The 22705-nt window shown below is 67.9% G+C and carries 17 protein-coding genes and 2 riboswitches; of the genes, 8 read left to right on the plus strand and 9 right to left on the minus strand.

Annotation, left to right across the window (positions count from 1 at the left end; genetic code table 11):
- Together RCH07_RS17200 and RCH07_RS17205 are read left to right on the plus strand one after the other, a co-directional pair.
- The coding region (locus RCH07_RS17200; RefSeq protein ID WP_326968704.1) for a hypothetical protein at positions 1–1043 on the plus strand (1043 nt) is incomplete at its 5' end.
- A 2066-nt stretch (positions 1044–3109) separates the two neighbouring features.
- Positions 3110–3733, plus strand: coding sequence for a LysE family transporter (locus RCH07_RS17205; RefSeq protein WP_326968705.1), 624 nt, complete (start codon positions 3110–3112; stop codon positions 3731–3733).
- Positions 3734–3876: 143 nt separating this feature from the next.
- Here RCH07_RS17205 and RCH07_RS17210 read toward each other — a convergent pair whose 3' ends face one another.
- Positions 3877–5289 carry an aminotransferase-like domain-containing protein gene (locus RCH07_RS17210; protein WP_326968706.1) on the minus strand — a complete coding sequence of 471 codons (1413 nt, stop codon included), beginning with the start codon at positions 5287–5289 and terminating at the stop codon, positions 3877–3879.
- On the opposite strand from RCH07_RS17210, the gene RCH07_RS17215 reads away from it, so the two are divergent.
- Together RCH07_RS17215 and RCH07_RS17220 are read left to right on the plus strand one after the other, a co-directional pair.
- Positions 5288–6229 carry a DMT family transporter gene (locus RCH07_RS17215; RefSeq protein ID WP_326968707.1) on the plus strand — a complete coding sequence of 314 codons (942 nt, stop codon included), beginning with the start codon at positions 5288–5290 and terminating at the stop codon, positions 6227–6229. The two genes, RCH07_RS17210 and RCH07_RS17215, sit on opposite strands and share 2 nt — an antisense overlap.
- A gap of 104 nt (positions 6230–6333) precedes the next feature.
- Positions 6334–8418, plus strand: a complete 2085-nt coding sequence (locus RCH07_RS17220) for a chorismate-binding protein (protein WP_326968708.1) — start codon at positions 6334–6336, stop codon at positions 8416–8418.
- Between the two features lie 22 nt (positions 8419–8440).
- Here RCH07_RS17220 and cls read toward each other — a convergent pair whose 3' ends face one another.
- Complete coding sequence (cls, locus tag RCH07_RS17225; RefSeq protein WP_326968709.1) at positions 8441–9916, minus strand: cardiolipin synthase; 1476 nt, start codon at positions 9914–9916, stop codon at positions 8441–8443.
- 93 nt (positions 9917–10009) lie between these two features.
- On the opposite strand from cls, the gene RCH07_RS17230 reads away from it, so the two are divergent.
- Complete coding sequence (locus tag RCH07_RS17230) at positions 10010–10990, plus strand: aminodeoxychorismate lyase (RefSeq protein WP_326968710.1); 981 nt, start codon at positions 10010–10012, stop codon at positions 10988–10990.
- Between the two features lie 23 nt (positions 10991–11013).
- Here the strand turns inward: RCH07_RS17230 and RCH07_RS17235 are convergent, their stop codons facing one another.
- Together RCH07_RS17235 and RCH07_RS17240 are read right to left on the minus strand one after the other, a co-directional pair.
- Complete coding sequence (locus RCH07_RS17235; protein WP_326968711.1) at positions 11014–12315, minus strand: glycosyltransferase; 1302 nt, start codon at positions 12313–12315, stop codon at positions 11014–11016.
- Positions 12316–12322: 7 nt separating this feature from the next.
- Positions 12323–13297, minus strand: a complete 975-nt coding sequence (locus RCH07_RS17240) for a hypothetical protein (RefSeq protein WP_326968712.1) — start codon at positions 13295–13297, stop codon at positions 12323–12325.
- Between the two features lie 287 nt (positions 13298–13584).
- Positions 13585–13699: riboswitch (SAM riboswitch) on the plus strand.
- Between the two features lie 124 nt (positions 13700–13823).
- On the opposite strand from RCH07_RS17240, the gene RCH07_RS17245 reads away from it, so the two are divergent.
- Genes RCH07_RS17245 through RCH07_RS17255 form a run of 3 tightly spaced genes read left to right on the plus strand, consistent with a single transcriptional unit; the run spans position 13824 to position 15697 of the window.
- Positions 13824–14072: a DUF1737 domain-containing protein gene (locus RCH07_RS17245; protein ID WP_326968720.1), complete on the plus strand. Its 249-nt coding sequence runs from the start codon at positions 13824–13826 to the stop codon at positions 14070–14072.
- Positions 14069–14488 carry a rhodanese-like domain-containing protein gene (locus tag RCH07_RS17250; protein ID WP_326968713.1) on the plus strand — a complete coding sequence of 140 codons (420 nt, stop codon included), beginning with the start codon at positions 14069–14071 and terminating at the stop codon, positions 14486–14488. Before RCH07_RS17245 ends, RCH07_RS17250 begins: the two co-directional genes overlap by 4 nt.
- The gene (locus RCH07_RS17255) at positions 14489–15697 is read left to right on the plus strand and encodes an O-succinylhomoserine sulfhydrylase (RefSeq protein WP_326968714.1); all 1209 of its coding nucleotides are present in this window, start codon (positions 14489–14491) and stop codon (positions 15695–15697) included.
- 260 nt (positions 15698–15957) lie between these two features.
- Here the strand turns inward: RCH07_RS17255 and RCH07_RS17260 are convergent, their stop codons facing one another.
- The 5 genes from RCH07_RS17260 to RCH07_RS17280 form a co-directional block, all read right to left on the minus strand.
- Complete coding sequence (locus RCH07_RS17260; RefSeq protein WP_326968715.1) at positions 15958–17151, minus strand: glutamate--cysteine ligase 2; 1194 nt, start codon at positions 17149–17151, stop codon at positions 15958–15960.
- A 128-nt stretch (positions 17152–17279) separates the two neighbouring features.
- A complete protein-coding gene (locus RCH07_RS17265; RefSeq protein ID WP_326968716.1) occupies positions 17280–18803 on the minus strand; it encodes a UDP-N-acetylglucosamine 1-carboxyvinyltransferase in 1524 nt (507 codons plus the stop codon).
- A 96-nt stretch (positions 18804–18899) separates the two neighbouring features.
- The gene (locus RCH07_RS17270; protein WP_326968717.1) at positions 18900–19703 is read right to left on the minus strand and encodes an energy-coupling factor transporter transmembrane component T family protein; all 804 of its coding nucleotides are present in this window, start codon (positions 19701–19703) and stop codon (positions 18900–18902) included.
- Positions 19700–21349, minus strand: a complete 1650-nt coding sequence (locus RCH07_RS17275; protein ID WP_326968718.1) for an ABC transporter ATP-binding protein — start codon at positions 21347–21349, stop codon at positions 19700–19702. Before RCH07_RS17275 ends, RCH07_RS17270 begins: the two co-directional genes overlap by 4 nt.
- Before the next feature lie 16 nt (positions 21350–21365).
- On the minus strand, positions 21366–22013 hold the full coding sequence (locus tag RCH07_RS17280; protein ID WP_326968719.1) for an ECF transporter S component: 648 nt from the start codon (positions 22011–22013) through the stop codon (positions 21366–21368).
- 68 nt (positions 22014–22081) lie between these two features.
- Positions 22082–22225: riboswitch (TPP riboswitch) on the minus strand.
- Positions 22226–22705 lie beyond the last annotated feature (480 nt).

The following is a 22705-nucleotide window of genomic DNA, read 5'->3' on the forward strand; positions in this document are numbered from 1 at the left end:
GGAATAACGGCTTCAACACCCCTATTTTCCCTTGTCAGAGCACCTTTTCGTCTCTTAAACACACCCTTCAGCCCAGCTCTGATGAAAACGCTGGGTTAGGTGCAGACGCACCTTGGACCCCGACCCTAATCGAAATTGTTGACGACAAGGTCATCGCCAAAACAGGCGCGGCCATGGGACTCGCAATGACAAGCCGACTCGGATTGCGCGGAAGCTGGAGGATTCTCCAGAAACTGGGAGCGCTTCGTCAGCGCAGTGCCGAGAATAACCGTGGGTCCGAACGCGGTGTCAGTCGCAATGTATTCCTGCGAAGTGCAGCAGGGGTTGCGCTGGGCATCTCTATCTTGGCAAGCAGCGGGACGGCAGCAGTCGCCGGACCAGTAAAGAACCGCCGAAGCGAACATTGGTTCGATCAGCTATCGGGAACTTCAAAGGAAGATCTGACCGGGGGCGAGGCACTGGCAGCGTGGAAAGCGTCTTCAGGATCGTCCCATATGTCAAAGCTGATGGGACTTGAATCTGTCGGGGCCGAATCCCGCACCATGCTCAGCGCCGGCATTGCTGGTGTGGCAGTATCCGAAGAAATAGCTGATGCGCCCACGGTTAAGGGCGTGCGCCACGCACTTAATGGCGGCGGAAGCATGGTGGCCGTCTCCTACGTCCACGGGGACGTCGTCGTAGCTACCTACGACGTCACTACGAGGTCTGGAACAACCAGGCGTTTGACGCGGGTCTACCGAATCACCGGCCCCGAGACGTCACGGCTGATGGCCGAAGCAGACGACGGCGTTGCAACGGACATTGCCGCCCTTCGGGACAATCAACCGTCACCTACGGCAAGTGGCTGTCCAGACTGCATGTACCGCAGGTGCGACGAGCAGAACTGGGGTTGCGTGCAAGGATGCTGCTGGGGGTGTGCTTTTGCCTGCGGTAACCCTGGGTCATGCATCGCATGCGCTGTTATTGCTTGCCCGTGGTGTGTAAGCCTGAACTATTGCAACCGTTCTTCCTGCTATCCGATCGTCAGGTGCGGCCCCTACTAAGGAGTGAGTATGTCAGTGACAGCCCAACCGGCAACTAAGTCTGCCAAAGGAAAGGACGCTTTTCTCGCCACCGCCTTTATCCTGGCCTCAGTCGCCATACCAGTGTTCTTATGGCCAAGCGATGGCACCGTGAGGGACCAGCTTCTCCGCGTCTTTCTCATTGGATGGGCAGCGTGTGGTCTGCTGCTTGCCGGCATTTCGACGGCGCCGGCCTTCCGAAATAGCGCAAGCATTGCCCCGGCCACTCTGTGGCTCGGCCTCGGCCTCATCGTAGGCCTCGGTCTTGGTACTATCCCCTGGACCGACCTAACGTCTGGACCCGTATGGCAGATCTGGCTGACGTTCGTCCTTTCAATCGGATACCTCCAGCAGCTCCAGCGTAGGAGAGCGTGACACACGGACGACGCCGACATCCTTAGGCCTGTCGGCCCGACGCTCCCCTCGCCAGGAGCTATAGAATGTCCCGCCGGGTTTCCATGGCTGTAGCCGATAACGGCGGCCAAACGGCAATTCGGAGTGGCGGTTCGCCGTGGAGTTATAGCAGTGCTGCGAGGGCCGGTCACCCCAATGGTGACCTTCCCTGGCTGCACTGCTGTGACTCTAATTTAACGATGACCCTGCTCGTCAGGACCTTAGGGTGCGGTGTTCACCACGGACGTCCGTACGGAGGTCCAGGTCGTGACGGTTCCGGCGGGGAAGCCCCGATAGTCCTTCAGTAGGACGTTCCGTGCCCCGATCATCAGTCCGGGTGGTCGGATCGATGATGTTGCCGGGGTCCTCCATCCGGGCGCGGGATGCCGATGGCTATGCCAGTCCTTCAGTCGATAGTTGCCTGCGTACCCACGACGGTGACGCCGGAGATAATCGCGGCCGCCCTGTAGAAGGCGGCGCGTAGGTCGCGGAGGGTCTGCGGTGGGTTTACGGCCATTCCCATTTGGCGCCCTTGGCGTGGAGTACCCACATATGGTTCATCGGTTCCGCCATTCTCGGGGCCGTCCTGTCGACTGTGATTCTGAATGACCTTCGTTTGAGTGCCTTGGGGTTGGGTTTGGTGATGGGTGTTCCGGAATCGGGGCCGTCGTCGGCACCACACTGTCCACCCGACTGGGGCACCGATGGGGTACGGGCAACGCCATGGTTGTGGCGCGTCTGGCCCAACCCTTTGCTATCGCTTTGGTGGCGTTGTCGCCCCTCGCCGCCGGCGGGGAACGCACTGGAGAGATTTACGGTTCCCCGCTGCACTGGCCGGGACATTTGTGGGCTGCGTTTGCTCTGGCCGCCTCCGGGCAGCTGCTATTCGGCATGTCGATGGGAGTCGAAGGGCCACAGGAAATGGGCTACCAGCAGGCTGTGACGCCGGACAGGCTCATAGCCCGCATGAGTGCCACGAGGCGTTTGGTGAACCGAGGAATGATCGTCATCGGAGCCCCCTGGGCGGCGTCATAGCCACCGTTGCGGGCACCGATACGGCGCTCTGGGCCGCCGCCGCCTTCCTCCTGCTGGCCTCTCTCGTGCTTCTATTCTCGAGGTTCAGAGACGCGCGGAAAAAGGATCAACAGCTTTCCGACGAAGAAGCACTCATTCCCTAGGCAGTGACCATCCGCTCCGACCTGCGTCCCTCCGGCCGATAGGGCGTAACAGCGCGCTGGCTGGTTCTCTCGGAAAAACCTTCGGGTCACGCAATGGCTGCGGTTATGCACGCAATGGCTGCGGTAATGACGGAGTGCAGACGGCTTCTGACGTTCCGTGCAGACGACTTTTGAAAACGACACAGACGTTCTGCAGCGGAATCTTAGAACTCCTTGGAAACTTTAGTATTGTGTCAACTTCACTCTCGAAACTACAGTTTGAGATGGTTCCAGGCTCCGTGGACTGCTCCTGCACGGTGCGGCGAACTTCATGCCACTATTTCCGGAACGGTCGTCCGAGCCCCCGCCCCGAGAACAGAACAACCGACCGGAAGGCTTTGCTCCGCAGGTGGTCCGCCAGCACCCTGCGGTCTGCGGGAAACAGAACTTGCCGGACCTCCGCCGTCGTCCGTACACTGAAGTCCGTACACTGAATCAGTGCAACCCTCCCTGTGGCTGGCCCTCGCGGGCGCCGGCGTCCTGATCAGCTTCACTCCTGGCGCGGGCGCCATCAACACCATGAGCAACTCGCTGAACTCGGGGTTCCGCCGCTCCATCTGGGGGATCCTCGGCCAGCAGGCCGCACTGATCGTGCACATCCTGATCGTGGCCCTGGGCGTCGGGGTCCTCGTGGCCAGTTCGCCGGTGGCCTTCAACGTCATCCGCTACGCCGGGGCCGCCTACCTCGTCTTTCTGGGTATCCAGCAATTCCGGCACAAGCCGGACCTGGACCAGGAGAAGGCCGCCGCGCTGCGCAATGAGCCGGCGTTTTCCATGTTCCGGCGCGGGCTCTGGGTCAACCTGCTCAATCCCAAGGCGATCGTGTTCTTCCTGGCCTTTATGCCGCAGTTCATCCGCCCGGCCGAACCGTTGCTCCCGCAGTACCTGATCCTGTCCGTGACCGTGGTTGCTATCGACGTCCTGGTCATGTGGTTCTTCTTCGCCGCCGCGGCCACGTCCTTCCAGCGCTTCACCCACGACGCCCGCGGACAGAGGATGCTCAACCGCAGCTTCGGCGTCCTGTTCGTCGCCGTCGGGGTCATGCTGGCCCTGATGCACTAACCTCGGGCCCCGCCCGTTACCCCCGCCTGTTACCCCCGCCCCGCCCACGGGCCGGTGACACCCGGGAGAGCTTTCAACGGCGCCCCTCAGGTGCATGCCGTCTACCGGCGGGCCATGGACGAGGCGGACCCTTTGGGACTCATTCAGCGGCTGTTGCGTTCGAGTGCCTGGCCCAGGATGCGCGCACCTTCCCGGAAAGCGCCGGGGTTGGGTCCGGCGAAGTTGAGTCGGAGGAACGGGCCCGTGGGTTCGGCCGGAAACCATTCGGTGCCGGCAGCGACGATGACTCCGGCGCTCTCGCAGTCGCGGCCCAGCAGTTCCAGGTCGGTCCCGTCGGGAAGGCGCGCCCAGAGGTTGAGGCCTCCCTTCGGGATGTGGCCGATGTGTGCCTGCGGGGCGTACTCGCGCAGGCTGGCGGCCAGAAGGTCGCGCCGTGACTGGAGCTGGTGGCGGAGGCTGCGCAGATGCGTTTGCCAGGCTGGCTGGGTGACCACATCGAGTGCTGCGGCCTGGAGCAGGCCACTGACGTACATCGACTCGGCTGCGCGGTCGGCAAGGATGCGTTCAAGCGCCGGGCCGCGGGCGATCACCGCCGCGACGCGGATGGCCGGGGATACGCTCTTCGTCAGCGAGCGAAGGTAAACGACGTGGCCGGAATCGTCGCGCGCGGCGATGGGCACGGGCGTGGTGTTTATGCCGAAGTCGTGCGCCCAGTCGTCTTCGACCAGGAACGCACCGTTCGTGCGCACGATGTCCTGGACCTGTTCGCCCCGCCGGGCTGTCCATTGCGCTCCCGTGGGGTTCGCGTAGTTGGGTTGTGCGTAGAACATCCGTGCGCCGGACTCTTCGAAGGCCCGGGCCAGTTCTTCCGGGTCGGGGCCGTCGGGTCCGCTGGGCACCGGGATGACGCGGACGCCGGCTTGCGCGGCGGCCAGGATGGCCCCCCAGTAGGTCGGGGATTCCATGAGCAGGGGCTGTCCCGGGCCCACCAGGGCCCTGAAGATGGAGCTGAGTCCGCTCTGGCTTCCCGGCAGCACAACAACGTCGCCCGGTGCTGGCGGGGTGATTCCCGCGGGCGTCGAGGCGCCGAGTTCGTGCGCAAACCAGGACTGCAGCTCGGGAAGCCCCGGCGCCGGTGGGCGGGACAAGGCCGCGCCGCTCCGGGCTGCCCGGGCGAGCGCCGCACGCACCAGGCGCTCCGGCAGGAGTTCCCAGTCCGGGTAGCCGGAGTGGAAGGCGATGACATCATTCGTTGTGCTGCGCATCGCGGCGGAAGCCGAGCGCGGAGGCGTCTGTGGTGACCTCAGCGCCGCGGTCTGCCAGCCGTAGTCTGACAGGCGCGCGGTCCGGACGGCCCGCACGAAGGTCCCGACGCCGGGCCGGCTCTCGATGAGTCCCTGTGCGGTGAGCGCCTGTAGGGCTTTCTGCACCGTCACCGGGCTGGCCCGGTGCTCGGCAACCAGTGACCGTGTGGACGGCAAACGGGATCCCGGCGTGGCACCGGCGATCCATTCCTGCAGTCGTTTCGCAATATTCGAACTGCTATCGTGGTTCATGAGAGACAAGAGTAGCGCTACTAGCCATTTTCGCCCAGTGATATCGTCGCGGCAGCCCAACGGCTTGTGGTGGAGCCTCCTGGGAGTAGCGGCGTTCTCGTTCACGGTCCCGTTCACCAAGGTGGCGGTCGCGGGGCTCTCGCCGTTGTTCATCGGCTCCGCCCGTGCGGTTATGGCCGCGATCCTGGCAGTCCTGGCCCTCGCACTCACGCGGCAGCGCCTGCCCCGGGGCGGGCAGTGGACGCGGCTTGCGGTGGTCGCCGGCGGGATCGTCGTGGGCTTCCCGTTGCTCACCTCGTTCGCACTCACGACGGCGCCCGCCACCCACGGTGCCGTCGTCATCGCGCTGCTTCCGGCCGCGACGGCAACGGCCGCCGTCCTCCGGGCCCGCGAGCGTCCACCGGCAGGCTTCTGGGTCGCGAGCGCCATAGGCGCTCTGGCGGCGATAGTTTTCGCCTCCGCCCAGTCCGGGGGCTTCGGGCAGCTGGGCTGGGCGGATCTGCTGCTCCTCGGCGCTGTCGTGGCCGCCGCCATCGGCTACGCGGAGGGTGGCCTGCTCGCGCGCGAGCTCGGCGCCTGGCAGACCGTGTCCTGGGCGCTTGTCCTCGCATCCCCCCTGATGGTCTTCCTGACAGCGCTCTCCGCTGGCCAGCAACCGCCGTCGGGCACGCCCGTCCAGTGGGCCGCCCTTGCCTACCTCGGCGTCGTCAGCATGTTCCTCGGTTTCTTCGCCTGGTACCGCGGCCTGGCCATCGGCCCCATGGCACAAGTCAGCCAGATCCAACTCATCCAGCCCGTGCTGAGCATCTGCTGGGCCGGACTCCTACTGGGTGAGACTTTGACCTGGCCCACCATCTTCGGCGGCCTCGCCGTCATCCTCTGCGCCGGCATCGCAGTCCGTGTGCGGCAAATCCCGCCGCCCGCGGCACAGCTTGCCTGACGGTTCACCCACCATCAGGTCCTTCCCGGCGCAACGCCAGCGGCCGGGACGGCCCGGGCCGTTAACATCCCGGACCAGCCCGGGCAGCGGGTACGCTCTATTTCATGAGTCCCGCACCCGTCATCATCGCCATTGACGGACGCTCGGGCGCAGGCAAGACCACCCTGGCGATCGAACTGGCGGCACGGCTCCGCGAGCACCACAAGGTCTCACTTTTTCATCTGGAGGACATCTACCCCGGCTGGAACGGACTTGCCGCCGGCATTGAACGCTACGCCTCCACGGTCCTGGCGCCGCTCCGCCGCGGTGAGCCGGCCCGGTGGGTCAGCTGGGACTGGAACAACCACTACGACGGCGGGACCCGCACCACCCGGCCGGCCGAGATTATCCTGGTCGAAGGCGTCGGCGCCGCTGCCGAAGCGGCCCGGCCCTTCGTGGATGCAGTGATCTGGGCCGATGCGCCGGAGCAGGACCGCCGCAGCAGGGCGCTGGCCCGCGACGGCGACAGCTACCAACCATTCTGGGCGCAATGGGCTGCCCAGGAGGAGGAGTGGCTGGCCGCCGATGACGTTCCGGCCCACGCCGATGTGCACGTGCTCAACACCGCCGACGCCGACGCGCCGGAGGAGGTGCTGCAGGCCCTCCAGTACCTGCCCGCCGTGGCCCCGGTGCTGCTGCCCGAGCTCGCGGCCCGCCGCGGCCTCCAGCTACGGGCCGAACGGATCGACGCTGTCCCGGACGCCGCCCGGCTCTTTGAGATGCTCTTCGGCCGCTCGCGGAACGCGGTGTGGCTCGACTCATCCCTGGACCCGGCGGGTCCAACCCACTACGGCCCGGCCCCCGAAGCCGCGGAACGCAGCCGCTTCAGCATCCTGGCGGACGACGGCGGCCCCTTCGGCCAGGCGGTCCGGCACAGCTCCGGGACGACCTGCGTGGGCGTCGGAAATTCCACTGTAAGAACCGAGGGACCGTTTTTCCGCTGGCTGGACGGCGTCTGGGGACGCCGGGCCCTGCGCGCGCCCGAAGGCTACCCCTGCGACTTCACTCTGGGCTGGCTCGGGTACCTCGGATATGAGCTCAAGCGGGAGACCGGCGGCAGCGACGTCACCGCGGGCACGCCGGATGCCTGCCTGATTTTCGCCGGCCGCGCCGTGGTGCTGGATCACCTGGAACGAACGGTGTGGGTGCTGGCACTGGACACCGCCGACGCCGGGGACTGGCTGGCGACAGCCCGTGCCGCGGTGGCGGCGGCCGAAGCGGCGCCGCCACCGGTGCCTGCCGGCGAACGTGCCGCCGTCGTACATCCCGCCGTCGAACGTTCCGCCGGGCCGGCCTTCGCCGCGCGCGACTCGGAGGTCTCGTACAAGTCCAAAATCACCGAGGCCCAGCGTGAGATCGCGGAGGGCAACAGCTACGAGGTCTGCCTCACCACCGTCCTGACGGCACCCCTGATTCCGGGGGAACTGGACCCCTGGCAGGCCTACCTGGCGCTGCGCCGGCGGAATCCCGCCCCGTTTGCCAGCTATCTGCGCTTCGGGGACCTCACCGTGGCCAGCACTTCGCCGGAGCGTTTCCTCCGGATCGCGGCCGACGGCGGGATGCGGGCCGAGCCGATCAAGGGCACCCGCGGCCGGGACGCCGACGCGGGACGGGACGGGCTGCTGCGGCGGGACCTCGAATCCTCGCCCAAGGACCGGGCCGAGAACATCATGATCGTGGACCTGCTGCGCAACGACCTGAGCCATTTCGCCGTGCCAGGCTCCGTGTCCGTGAGCCGGCTGTGCACGATCGAAAGCTACGCCACCGTCCACCAGATGGTCAGCACCATCGACGCGCGGCTCAAACCCGGTGCGCCGCGCGCCGAAGCCGTCGCGGCCTGCTTCCCCGCAGGATCCATGACGGGCGCCCCCAAAATCAGTACCATGGCCATTCTGGACCGGCTCGAAGATGCACCCCGCGGCATCTATTCGGGCGCGATCGGCTATTTCTCACTCAACGGCGCCACCGACCTCGCGGTCGCGATCCGGACTCTCGTGGTCACGGAGCAGGCCGGCGGCGGGGCCGGTCTGAGCCTCGGCGTCGGCGGGGCGATCACGGCGGATTCCGCACCGCAGGAGGAGTACCAGGAGATCCGGACCAAGGCCTTCGGCGTCCTCTCCGCGCTCGGCGCGCAGTTCCCGCCCGGCTGACGCCTCTGAAGAGTGCGCCGGGCTACTGCAGGGTCGCGGTCAGCCGTGCGACGTTGTCCACATACTTGACCAGCATGGGACGCTTCATCCAGTCATCGAGGACAAGTTCGCGCGAGATGTCCCGGTAGTTGTCCTCCACGGCACGGATCCGCCTGACGATGTCCTCGCCCAGGACCATCACCGAGACCTCAAGGTTCAGCGAGAAGGAGCGCATGTCCATATTGCTCGAGCCAAGCACTGCCACTTCGCCGTCGATCGTGAAGTGCTTCGCGTGCAGCACGAACGGCGCCTTGTACAGGTAGATCCGCACCCCGGCCTCGAGCAGGGCCTCGTAGTAGGACTGCTGGGCGTGGTGGACCAGGAGCTGGTCGCCTTTTTCCGAGACGAACAGTTCGACGTCGACGCCGCGTTGCGCCGCCGTCGTTACGGCGTAGAGCAAAGAGTCGTCCGGGACGAAGTAAGGGCTGCAGATAGAGACCTTGTGCTGCGCCGAGTAGATCAGGGTGTTGAAGAGCCGCAGGTTGTTTTCGGTGATGAAGCCGGGTCCGCTGGGGACCACCTGCGCCGTGATCGCCCCGGCGTGGGGTTCGGGCCGGTGCGCCAGTTGGTCCTCGAGCGCCTCGTCCGTTTCGCTGAGCCAGTCCGTGGCGAAGACCACGTTGAGGGTGGTGACGATCGGGCCGCGGAGGCAGGCCATCAGCTCCACCCACTCGCGGCCCACCTTGCGGTGCCGGGGGTTGTTGTAGGACGGCTCGATCAGGTTCTGCGAGCCGGTGAAGGCGGTCTCGCCGTCGATCACCATGATTTTGCGGTGGTTGCGCAGATCCGGCCGGCGCCACTGCCCGCGCACGGGCCGGAGCGGCAGCATGGGCCGCCAGCTGATTTTGCCGGCCTTGAGCCGGGCGATCAGTTTGCGGTAGCCCGGGATCCGCAGCGTGCCCAGGTGGTCGAACAGGAGCCGGACTTCGACGCCGCGCTCGGCGGCCTCTTCCATTGCGGTCAGCAGATCGTCCGTGAAGTGGTCCGAGCTCAGGATGTAGAACTCCGCGTTGACGAAGCTCTTGGCCTCCCGGACCGCCGCCGCCATCGCCTTGATCGAGTCGGGGTAGCCGGGCAGCAGCTCCACACTGTTGCCGTCCACCATGGGCAGCGAGCCCAGGGTCTTGTTCAGTTCCGCGGCGGACGCCACCCATTCCGGACCGCTGTACCGGCTTTCGAGATCAGCCAGCTCGGACGTGCCGGCGCGGACCCGCCGGTTCACGGCATCCTGCTGCGCTCTACGCTTCCGCGACAGCCGGAAGTTACCGAACAGCAGGAACAGCACCACGCCCACGGCAGGGACGAAGAAGATGATCAGCAGCCACGCCATCGCGGTGGTGGGCCGGCGGTTTCCGGGGATGATGCCGAGGGCCAGCACGCGGATGGCGAGGTCGATCAGGGTCAGGATGAGAATGGCCCAGTATGGGAGTGATTCCGCCAGCGAAAATGGCCACAGCACAGGCGAACCCCTCCAGTCCAGGACCCGCGGAACAGTTCCGAATCGGGCAACCTGCAAATCTTATCCCGTGGCCGGCCGCACTAAGCTGAAGCCATGACTTCTCCTGCCTCCGGTCCCGGCCCCGTCACGGTTCTGGTGTTTTTGGATCCCGCGTTCGAAAGCGGCCGTCTTGCCGATGCCTCAAAACCCCAGCTGATGGTCACTGACCAGGGCGCCACGCGCGGTGACGGGGTCTTCGAATCCCTCCTTGCGGTCGGCGGGAAGCCCCGCAAGCTTCAGGCCCATCTGGACCGCCTTGCCGGATCCGCCGGTCTGCTGGAGCTGGATATTCCTGCCCCGGACGCCTGGCGCCGGGCGATCGAGACCGCGATCAGCGAGTACCGGGGCCCGCGCACCTCCGCCGAACCGGGCACGGACGAGGGCACGGAAGAGGGCACAGACGAGGTGGCCGTGAAGCTCCTCGTGACCCGCGGCGTGGAGGGCACCAACACACCGAGCTGCTGGGTCCAGGCTTCGGCTCCCGGTGCCGCCGGGCGCCGCCAGCGAGAGACCGGAATCGACGTCATCCTGCTGGACCGCGGCTACGACAGCGAGGCCGGCGAGCGCGCCCCCTGGCTCCTGATGGGCGCCAAGACCCTCTCTTACGCCGTCAACATGGCAGCGCTACGCTACGCGCACGCCCAGGGCGCGGACGATGTCATCTTCGTCTCCGCGGACGGCCGGGTCCTGGAGGGCCCGACGTCCACCGTGCTGCTCGCCCACCTGGAATCCTCCGACGACGGCGCCGGCGGTGTCCGCACCGTCCGGCGCCTCATCACGCCGCAGCTGGACAGCGGGATCCTGCCCGGCACCTCGCAGGGCGCCCTCTTCAAAGCCGCCAAGGCCGCCGGCTGGGAGCTGGGCTACGGGCCGCTGGAGCCGGACGATCTGTACGACGCCGACGCCGTCTGGCTGATCTCAAGCATCCGGCTGCTGGCCCCGGTCAACCACATCCACGGCAGGGAAATCGGCACCCCGGAACTGCGCAGGCAGCTCACGGCCGAGCTCAATGCGCTCTACGCCACCATCGACTAACCACGATCTACAGCAACGCGGGGTCACATAGCGCCCATCCGGCGGCCCGGGACGGGCCGTAGGTGACCCCGCGTTGCCCCATGCTTTCGGTTCCGGACCGTCCGGCCTTCGGCCCCGCGCCCGGAGCCGCTCCGCCGCCCTGCCAGGACGCTGAGCTCCTTCACCAGAGCGGCCAGCAGCGCAAGACCGCGGTATACGGCATAGACCGGGAGAAGCGGGAACACCCACACCCGGCGCAGCTTCCCCCACGAGCCGTTGATCACCAGCTCCAGCGCCGCGACTCCCAGCGTCGCGGAAATCACCACGCCGCCCAGCACCGCCCAGGCATCTGCTCCGAGCCGGCCATAGCCCAGCGGCACCAGACAGGCCAAAGTGAGCAGGCCCGCGAGCTGGAGCACGGGCCCAAAGACAGTGACCAACAGCGCCGCCATGAGGCTGTCACCGAGGGCGCGCCGCCGCAGGTCCCCTATCGCGCACTTGTGGATCCACAGGGACTGCAGAAGCGACCGTTCGCGGCGGACCTGGTGGCTCCAGAGCGCGCCCATATTCGACGGCCCCGCCTTCCGGATCAGGGCGCGCGGTGCAAAGACAACCCGGTACCCGGCCTGGCGCACGCGCCAGCCCAGCTCAAGGTCACCCTCCGCCGTGTCTTCGCGGAATGGTCCCACCTCGGCAATGACGGCGTGGCGCACAGCTGTCATTCCCCCGGACATGGTGGGGAGGCCGCCGGTCACCGACTGTGCGCGCCAGGTGGTGCCGCTGCCCAGCCGGCGGATGAGGTCCAGGACCCGGGCCGGACCCGACGTCGGCTCCGTTGTCCCTTCGCTGCCGCGGACCGCCCCGGTGCGCTGGTCCTCGAAGCCTTGAAGCATCCGGTCGATGGTGCGCGGGGTCACGGCCGCGTCCGCGGCCAGGAACATGAGGATCTCCCCTGTGGCGTAACGGATGCCCAGGTTCAGTGCGCTACCCGTGCCGGCATGGGACTGCGCCGTGATGACGATCCGTCCGTCCTGCGCGGCGAACCCCGCCATCAGCTCGGCGGTGTTGTCGGTGGAGCCGTCGTCCACGATGATCAGCTCGTACCGCTCATACCTGCTCGCCTGGACGGACCGTACGCAGTTCGCAATCACAGCCGCCTCGCTGTGCGCCGAAACAATGATGGACACCGTAGGCCAGCGGGCCCAGAGGCCGGGCGGGCCGCTGCGCCGTCGGCGGGTGGCCCGGACCTCGAACCAGGCCGCAAGCGGCAGGGCAAGGACTCGTGCCAGCCCGAGGGCCAGGACCGGCAGCCCGAGGGCCATCAGCCAGGTGTGCTCCGCCGCCATGGCCGGCTCAGCCCAGCACTCTTGCGTAGACAGCCGGGCACCGCCGGAAGGACGCAGGGTTGAACGACGGGAGGAGGAAAGTCGCCAGAACCGCGTCGAGCAGCTCGGGCGCGGACGCGCTGCTGGCCCCAAAATGTGCACTCACGCCCAGCACCACAGGGGCCGCATCGGCACGGCACCGGATCTCGACGTCCACGGGCCCGGTCAGGCCGAGTACGCGGACGGCGGCCAGGGCCAGCTTGCCGATCCCGGCGGCTTCGCCCGCCGCCACCCGCCGGCCGGTCCCCCCGCCTCCGGAGTCTGTGCTTCCGGAATCCCCGCCTCCGGAGCCCGGTCTGCGCGGCCCGGTCTGCTCGAAGACGACGGCGACTGGCGCCATGGCGTTGTGCACGGGTGTGCCGAAGACCATGGCGAGGTACGAGGTTCCCGGTATGAACTCCTGGACGATCTGGCCCTCCGGCACAAGTCCCCAGTCCACCGCACCGGCTTCGGCCAGCACTTGAACACCCTGACCGGCCTGGGCCGACCTCGGATTCAGGACGACGGGACCGCCCAGTGCCGCCAGGGACGCCGGCGCGGCGGCGAAGTCGCTGGCCACGCCGAACCGGGGAACGGGGATCCCGGCCGCGTGCAGCGTCCACGCGGTGAAGAGCCGGTCGTTGGCGAGGGCGACCGGGCCAGGGTCGGCGACGATGAGCCGGATGCCCTCGGCGAACCCGGCGCGGGCGGCGGCCAGGTACGGAAGCTCCTCGCTGAGCGTAGGAATGACCACATTGAGGGATCGTGCGTCGATGAGCCGGCGGAGCGCAGGGACCCAGTCCGGATCACCAGGCGGCGGGATCCGGACGGTCTCGGCGCCGTCGGGGCCCGGCACGTCGCTGTTGTCGGCGCCGAGAACGGGAATTCCCCGGGCCGACAACTGCGCAGCGACGGCGCAGCCGGCTGCGCTGCCTACTCCGGTGACCAATATGCGCGGACCCATGGTTCCCCCTCCACTGCGTCCCGCCGCTGCCGGTTCTCCGGCAACGGCGGTTCACAGGCATCTGAGACCTTGCCGGCCATGCGGCCGGACCTGTCCTCCCAGTAGACCGGCCACCGGCCGGGGGCACACGAGTGGCCACTACTTGCAACGCCCGCCCCGGCACCACTGCCGTCCGGCACAGCTACCTGCTTCTCGAGGGGCCACCATGAGGTCACGGACCGGTCCGGTTACTAAACATGACGACGACGGCGGTGCGGGCCGGCGTCGTAAGTGTTACGTTTTTGGGGAGTAATGAGACCCGGCACCAAGCCCTGACTGGCCGGTCGGCAACCCTCCCTTTCGCGGCGGGGTGCCTCAGGTGAATACTCGGCATATCGACCATTCGAGCTGCAAGCGTGAAAGAAGGAGATCCGTCGTGACTGACGCGTCCGCCCCCGCCGTGCCAAGCACAGCACCCGCCCCGTCCCCCGCGGCAACTGCCGCAACCGCCGCAACCGCCGCGACCGCCGCGACCAAAGAGGGGAAACTGGCCTACCGCCTGTTCACCGGCCCAGACGACCGCGCTTTCTGCGAGCGCGTCTCGGCCGCCCTGGCCGAGGGCTATGTGCTGCACGGAAGCCCCTCCGCCACCGTCAACGGCAGCAGCGTCATTGTTGTCCAGGCTGTGGTGCTGCCGGCAGCAATCGCCATCGCTGACGCCGCCGTCGCAAGCGCTGTCGAGGATCTGGACAGCGACGGTTTCGGCTACGAAGAGACCATCGAGGGCCACGCGTGAGGTACGCCGGGGACCTCAGCCCGCAGGAAGCCTGGGCCAGGCTTGAGGCGGGCGCGCTCCTGGTGGACGTCCGCACCGAGGATGAATGGGCCCACATCGGCGTCCCGGACACCGCATCCGCGAACGGCACCCGGAACGCCCCGCTGTTCATCCAGTGGAACCTGGCCGGCGGTATCCCCAACAGGCAGTTCTTGGACCAGCTGAAGCAGCAGGCACCCGAAGATCACGGCACCGAACTGATATTTCTCTGCCGTTCCGGCGTGCGCTCCATCGCCGCCGCGGAGGCCGCCGCCGAGGCCGGCTTCACCTCGTACAACGTCCTCGAAGGCTACGAAGGCGAACCGGACCGGCACGGCGGACGGACCGTCAACGGCTGGAAGAACCGGGGCCTGCCCACCATCCGCGGAAAGCACTAGGTGACCTTCAATCCCGACGCCGCCGGCTGGGGCCCCGGCACGCAGGCCGTCCGCGGCGGACTCGACCGCACCGGCTTCCAGGAAACCACCGAGCCGATCTTCCTCAACTCCGGTTTCGTCTACGAATCAGCCGCCGCAGCGGAACGCGCCTTCACCGGCGAGGACGAACGCTTCGTCTACTCCCGCTACGGCAACCCCTCGGTGGCGACCTTTCAGGAACGCCTCCGGCTGCTCGAAGGCACCGAGGCATGCTTTGCGACGGCGTCCGGGATGTCGGCGGTGTTCACCGCCCTCGGCGCGCTGCTGGCGGCGGGCGACCGTGTGGTGGCCGCCCGCTCACTGTTCGGCTCCTGCTTCGTGATCCTCAACGAGATCCTGCCGCGCTGGGGCGTGGAGACGGTCTTCGTGGACGGCCCGGACCTGGCGCAATGGCAGGCCGCGCTGGGCGAGCCGACGACGGCGGTCTTCTTCGAGTCGCCGTCGAACCCGATGCAGGAAATCGTGGACATCGCCGCCGTGAGCGAACTGGCACACGCCGCCGGCGCCACGGTCGTCGTCGACAATGTCTTTGCCACTCCCCTGCTGCAGCGCTGCGGGGAGCTCGGCGCGGACGTGATCGTCTACTCCGGCACCAAACACATCGACGGCCAGGGCCGGGTGCTCGGCGGCGCGATCCTGGGTACCAGGGAATTCATCGGGGGCCCGGTCAAGCAGCTCATGCGCCATACCGGCCCGGCGCTCTCCGCGTTCAACGCCTGGGTGCTGACCAAGGGCCTGGAAACCATGGCCCTGCGGGTGAACCACTCCGCGGCGTCGGCCCTGCGGCTGGCCGAATGGCTTGAGGGACAGCCCGCGGTGAGCTGGGTGCGGTACCCGCTGCTGAAATCGCACCCGCAGTACGGGCTGGCCGCGAAGCAGATGAAGGCCGGCGGCACGGTGCTCACGCTTGAGCTCTCGCCGTCGGCGGGCCGCTCCGCCAAGGACGCCGCGTTCGCCCTGCTGGACGGGCTGCGCATCATCGATATCTCCAACAACCTGGGCGACGCGAAGTCCCTCATCACCCACCCCGCCACAACAACACACCGTGCCATGGGCCCGGACGGCCGTGCGGCGATCGGGCTTAGCGACGGCGTCGTGCGGCTCTCCGTGGGACTGGAAGACAGCAATGACCTGATCAGCGACCTCGGCCAGGCGCTCAAGCGGGTCTAGCGGGCATTCTCGTTAGTTCGTCGGGGGTCCGGGCGCGGTGGCCGGACTCCGGGACATGCCCCGCGCCCGGGCCAGCGGATGGACATAGGGTCATTGCGTCCAGTCCCGGGTGCGAAAAATGAGCATGTCCCCGCTGGACTGGACACCGGCCCGAAGGGACATGCCCCGCGCCGGAGCCAGCGGATGGACATAGGGTCATTGCGTCCAGTCCCCGGTGCGAAAAATGGGCATGTCCCGCTGCGATGTTCGGCCCGGCGATGTCAGGCCCGGCGCACCCGGCCCAGGGACGGGGCCTGTTCCGCGGGATCCCCGGTCCCGGCCCCCTCGCCGGTCAGCTGCACGGCCCGGGCCACGACGGCGGCGAGTCCACCGTGCGCGAACGGCCGGCGCTGCAGCTGGGAACCGGTCCCTTCACTGAGGATCCGCGCGATGCCCGCCCGGACCTGCTCGAGCTCGCCCTGCTCCGCCAGCACGGGGGCCAGATAGTCCACGAGGGCCTGGACGACGTCCGGCGCCGGGGCGGGCGTGAAGGTGCCGAAGTCCAGCAGTTGCCCGCGCAGCCCGCAATTGCTGGCCTGCCAGGCCGCCATCCGCAACAACAGCGTCGGCACCGGGGCGGGCTCGACGCCGTCGGCCCATTCCCGGGCGGCCGATTCCACCAGCGCGCGCACCAGCACGGCGAGCAGCGCCGCGTCCCCGGCCCGGAGGCACACATCCGCGACCCGGACCTCCACGGTGGGATGGTGCCGGCAGAGCCTCGCGTCGAAGTAGATCATCCCCTCGTCCAGCAGCACGCCGCTGTCCACCAGCCGGGTCACCAACCGCCGGTAAACCGGCAGGCTGCCAAAAATCATGGTGGGCCCCGAGCCCGGCCAGCGGTTCCACGCCTGCGTGCGGTAGCTTTCAAAGCCTGTCTCCGCGCCGTTCCAGTAGGGCGAGTTCGCGCTGAGGGCGATCAGCACAGCCAGCTTGTCGCGGATCCGGTCCATCACCGCCACGCCCTCCTCCGGCGACTCCACAAGGGTATGGACGTGGAAGCCGCAGGTCAGCTGGTCCCGGACGATCACCCCGAAACGCTCCTGCATGGCGATGTAGCGCGGTTTGGGCGTGGTGTGGGTCGCAGATCCCCGGGGCGAGGTGGCCAGGGCCGCGACGCGGGCGCCGTGTTCCCGGGCGGCCTGGTCTGCCAGGGCGCGGCCCTGCAGGACCTGCCGCAAGAGTGCGGCGTAGTCCAGGCACGGCTGCGTCCGGGTTTCAATCTGTTCAAGTTTGAGCTCGAAGCTGAAGCCGGCGTCCTCGTGGACCGGAGTCCTGGGCACACCGGCGGCTACCTCCCGGCCGGTGTCCGGCCCTGGCGGGACCAGGGTGGGCAGCATAACGTCGGCCAGGGCAAGGGGCATCCCCGTTTCCGGGTCGACGATCAGCAGTTCTTCCTCCACACCGAAGGTGCGCATGCATCTATTGTGCGTCAGGACCGGCCCAAGCGCGCTACCCCAACGCGGGGTCACTCCGCGCCCATGCCGGGCCGCCGGACGGGCGCGATGTGACCCCGCGTTGCTTTGGTCAGTGGGGCGCCAGGGGGTCAGTCCTGGAAGTACTCGATCTTCGCGCCGATGGTGTTCAGCCGCTCGGCCAGGTCTTCGTAGCCGCGCTCGATCACGTAGATGTTCCGCAGTTCGGAGACGCCGCGGGCAGCGAGCATCGCCAGCAGCAGGCAGGCGGCGGGACGGAGCGCGGGCGGACAGCCCACCTCGGCCGCGCGCCACTTGGTGGGGCCGTTGACGTAGATCCGGTGCGGGTCCAGCAGCTGCACCTGGGCGCCGAGCTTGTTCAGTTCGGTGAGGTAGATCGCGCGGTTGTCGTAGACCCAGTCGTGGATCATCGTCTGGCCCTTGGCATTGGCTGCGATGACCGCGAAGAACGGCAGGTTATCGATGTTCAGGCCGGGGAACGGCATAGGGTGGATCTTGTCCTCCGGCGCGTGCAGTGCAGACGGCTTGGTGGTGACGTCCACCAGCCTGGTGCGGCCGTTGCGGGCCAGGTACTCGCCGGAGACCTCAAGCCGCTGGCCCATCTGCTCCAGCGTCGCGAGTTCGATTTCCATGAACTCGATGGGGACGCGGCGGATGGTGACTTCCGAGTCCGTCACAATGCCGGCGGTGATGAGGCTCATCGCCTCGATCGGGTCCTCGGACGGGAAATACTCGATGTCGACGTCGATCGAGGGCCGGCCGGTGATCTTCAGGGTGGTGGTTCCCACACCGTCGATCTGCACACCGAGCATCTGCAGGTAGAAGCAGAGGTCCTGGACCATGTAGTTGGGGCTGGCGTTGCGGATGATCGTGGTGCCGCGGCGGTGGGCGGCGGCCATGATGGCGTTCTCCGTGACGGTGTCACCGCGCTCGCCGAGCACGAACGAGCGGTCAAGTCCGTCCGACGGCGGTGCCTGCACCGCGTAGAAGCCGGACTTGGCGTCCACGCTCAGGCCGAACTGGCGCAGCGCCTGCATGTGCGGCTGCACGGTGCGGGTGCCGAGGTCGCAGCCGCCCGCGTAGGGCAGCCGGTATTCGCTGGATTCGTCCAGCAAGGGACCCAGCAGCATAATTACGCTGCGGGTACGGCGGGCAGCTTCCACGTCCATGGAGCCGAGGTCCAGGACGGCGGGGCGGCGGATCTGCAGATCGCTGGCGTTGAGCCAGGTGCATTCGACGCCGATGCTGGTCAGCACCTCCACGATCCGGTTGACCTCTTCGATCCGGGCCAGCCGGCGCAGCGTCGTGGTGCCGCGGTTGATCAGGCTGGCGCAAAGCAGGGCGACGCCGGCGTTCTTGCTGCTGTTGACGTCGACGGCGCCGGAGAGGCTGCGGCCGCCCTCCACCCGGAGGTGGGTCATGGCCGGGCGGCCCACCTTGACGATGGTGCGGCCGAAGATGGTCTCGAGCCGCTGGATCATTTTCAGGCTCAGATTCTGCTTGCCCTGTTCCATCCTGGCGATGGCGCTCTGGCTGGTTCCCAGCTCGGCGGCGAGCTGTCCCTGGGTCCAGCCTTTTTGGCCGCGGGCATCGCGGAGCAGCACGCCTACATGTTCAGCAGTCTGTTGAGTCATCACAAAAAAATATCACGGATGAGTTATTCACCCCGGGGATTACCGCCGAAATGGCGTTAAACTCGCAGGAATATCCGTACTGTGCGATACTGCCCGCTACTGCCGCGCGAGGAAAACCATGTTCCAGGTCCCGGCCCCCAGCGCCGCGGCGACGGCGGCCCCGGCGATCCCCAGCCCGCCCAGCAGCACCCACACGTCAAGGATGCTGTAGACCGATTTCCGCGCCCACGTCCGCTGTGAGCCGCCGAACCCTCGTGCCTCCATGGTGACCGCCAGCCGGGTGGCACGCCGGACCGCCTGGACCAGCAGCCCGAAGCTCTGCCCCAGCGTAGCCCGGAGCCGCTGCACCGGATTCCCGTGGGAGCCCACGCCGCGGGCACGGCGGGCCATGCCGATGGTGTGCCATTCCTCGGCCATGAGCCCCACGAGCCGCATGGCTGCCAGGGTGCCCAGCACAAAGCGGTGTGGCAATTTCGCCTTCTGTGCCAGGGCGTCGGCGAGGTCCGTGGGGTCGGTGCAGCTCATCAGCAGCACGGCCGGCAGTGCGATCGCCAGTCCGCGGAGCATAACACCCAGCCCCAGCTCGAGGGATCCTTCGCTGATGGACCAGATCCCGGCGTCGAGCAGTATGGCCCCGGAATCCGGCGCCAGGATCGTGGTGCTCCAACCGCCCAGCGCCGCCGCCAGGACCAGCGGCCAGCCGCGCTGCCAGAGCAGGCCGAGAGTCAGCCCGGCCAGCGGAAATAGCGCCAGCTCGAGAATGAGCGCCACTGAGGCGGATACCCAGTCGATGGACAGCGCCAGGACCATCGTGATGAGCACGACGGCGGCGAACTTCGCCAGCGGGTTGGCGCGGGCCAGCAGGGCGTGGTTGCCGCGTAGGGTCTGCTCCTCCCTCACGGTGCGCCCACCTTTCCCGGTTCGAGGTGCCCGGGTTCGTCGCGCTCAGCGGCGCGGAGTCTGAGCTCGGTGCCGCCCAGGACGTCGGTGAAATCCGCATCGTGCGTCACGGACACCACCGCGGTGCCAGCATCTAGAAGTTCGGCGAGGAAAGAGGCAAGCTCGGCCCAGGTGTTGGCGTCCTGACCGAAGGTCGGCTCGTCCAGGACGAGCACCCGCGGGTGCGCGGCGAGCACGGTGGCCACGGAGAGGCGCCGTTTTTCGCCGCCGGAGAGGGTATAGGGGTTGGCGTCCACGAGCTTGGTCAGCCGCAGGCGTTCCAGCAGTTCGTCCACCCGTTCCTCGCCGCGGCCCAGGTGACGGGGGCCGAACATCAGTTCGTCCAGCACACGGCCGGTGACGAACTGGTGCTCCGGCTCCTGGAACACGGTGCCGATCCGCGGGATCAGCTGCCGGGCCCTCCATTTGTAGGGGTCGGTGCCGGCACCTGCGCCCAGTTCCGGCGTGGCGGACACCGTGCCGGACACCGGCGCGAGCAGACCGGCCAGGGTCAGGGCGAACGTGGACTTCCCCGAGCCGTTGGGCCCGGTAACGGTCAGCGCTTCTCCGGCGCGGATCCGGGCCGTGATGCCGGACTGCACGGGTTCCAGCGCGATAGCGCGGAACCCGCCGCGGACCCCGGACCGGCGGGGCCGTCCGCGGGAGACGGCCAGGTCCTCGACGGCGAGCAGCAGCTGCCCCGCGGAGCCGCCCCCGGAGCCGCCGGAAACGGCCGCGCTGCGTGCCCGGGTCTGCGGCACATAACCCGGAACCCAGACGCCCGCTGCGATGAGCATGTCCCGCGCCTGCGCCAGGACCTGGTCCGGCGGCCCGTCGATCAGCACGGCGGCCTCGGTGGCTGATCCCGGCTGCAGGACCACGATCCGGTCCACGAGGTCCTTCCAGATCGAGACCCGGTGCTCCACCACCACCAGGGTGGCCCCGGTCTTGTCGAGGCAGCGTCCCACTGCGTCGCGGACTTCCAGGACACCGGCGGGGTCCAGGTTTGCGGTGGGCTCGTCGAGCAGGATCAGCCCGGGGCGCATCGCCAGGATGCCGGCGAGCGCCAGGCGCTGCTTCTGCCCGCCGGAGAGCGACGACGTCGGGTGGTCCGGCGGCAGCCGGCCCAGCCCGACGTCGTCCAGCGCCTCCGCCACCCGACGCCAGATCTCCTCCCGGGGCACGGACAGGTTCTCCGCACCGAACGCGACATCGTCGGCGAGGCGCGAGAGCACCACCTGGGTCTCGGGATCCTGCTGCATCAGCCCGGCCCGGCCGCGCTGTGCCCGCGGCGGGGCACCGTCGATCAGGAGGCTGCCGGTCTCGTCCGGGTCCTCGGCGTCCGCCGGCGCGCGGCCGGCGGCACGGCCAACGGCACGGCCGGCGGCACGCTCTGTGGCACCGGCGGAGCTGTCGCCCAGCACCCCCGCCAGGGCATGGAGCAGCGTGGATTTGCCGGCACCGGAGGGCCCCAGCAGCAGCAGGCGTTCCCCGGGCCGGATGTCCAGGTCCAGGCCGTTGACGGCCGGTTGGGTTCTTCCGGCGTGCCGCCAGCCCCAGCCGCGCGCGCTGACCGCGGCCGGGCGGACCCTGTCGATGGATGTCATCAGTCGGGTGCGGCCGTCAGGAGAAGACGGGTTCCGATGCGGCTTTCCGGGACGCGAAGGAGCCCAGCACCCCGGTCCTGGCCAGTCCGCGGGTGGCGAGCCAGGACAGTCCGCCGGCGATCAGGGCCCCGGAGATGGCGGTGAAAATGATATAGGCAAGCTTGTCCCCGCCGGCGTAGGCGATGTTCCAGCCCCAGGGCAGGAACGAATCGTTGAGTCCGCCGAACAGGCCCGCGCCGGCGCCGGCCAGCAGGGACACGGGCAGGTTGAACTTCTTGTAAACCACTGCGGCGAACACCAGCTCCGCGCCGAGGCCCTGCAGGACGCCGGAGATCAACACCGTGACTCCATACTGCGAGCCCATGATGAGCTCGCCGGTAGCGGCCACGGTTTCACAGAACAGGGCAGCGCCCGGCTTGCGGATGATAAGCATGCCCAGCACCGCCGGGATCATCCAGCCGCCGGCGTAGAGCCCGGTCAGCGGCGGGTAGAACGCGTTGACGGGTGCGGAAATAACGTTGGCGCCCTGGGACCAGGCCCAGAAGATCACGCCGCCGGCCACCGCGATCAACGCGGCCACGACAATATCCACCACTCGCCAGCCGTAACCGGGCCGGGTGAGTGCCTTGCGTGCAGAATCTTGCGCTGCAGATGTATCAGTCATGTCGTCCTCCTGAGGAACAGGAGGGGAGGGTGCTCCGGCGGGGCCTCGGCTTCCGCCGCCCCGCCGGGCACTCTGAGAACTCGACTCCCTTGCGCCGGTACTAACCGGATCAGGTTCGAGGGTCTGCGGCTGTCCGCACTCTCAGCGCCCACCTGCGGTTCCGCTGGATTTCTCCAGTGATGCCCGACGGCGGCGCTCCCCTGTCGTATTTAAGATCGCCCTGATGGGCGTTCCCCAGTTTACACCCGGCACGCCGCCCCGATTCGAAGAGCCGGGAGGGCAGGTGGGCATTTCGTTGGTTCAACGGGGGTGCGTGGCGGGGTGGGGGCTGGGAGGGCACTGCTCAGGGACATGCCCCGCGCCGGGGCCAGCGGATGGACATAGTGTCATTGTGCCCAGTCCCGGGCGCGAAGAATGGGCATGTCCCGCTGGACTGGACACCGGCCCGAAGGGACATGCCCCGCGCCGGGGGCAACGGATGGACAAAGTGCCATTGTGCCCAGTCCCGGGCGCGAAGAATGGGCATGTTCCGCCGGCGCTAAAACGTCCTGGCGCTGCCTGAACCCCCGACGAGCTAAGGAAGATGCCCACTAGTGTCAATGCCGTTCGGTTAGCGGCCTGGGTCCGGCGTCAAGGCTGTGGGAGATCGGCGTGTCACCGGGTTAAGCTGGCGTGGCTCCTGTTTGAGTAGT

The sequence above is a fragment of the Arthrobacter sp. CG_A4 genome (assembly GCF_035985125.1).
Lineage (GTDB): Bacteria > Actinomycetota > Actinomycetes > Actinomycetales > Micrococcaceae > Arthrobacter.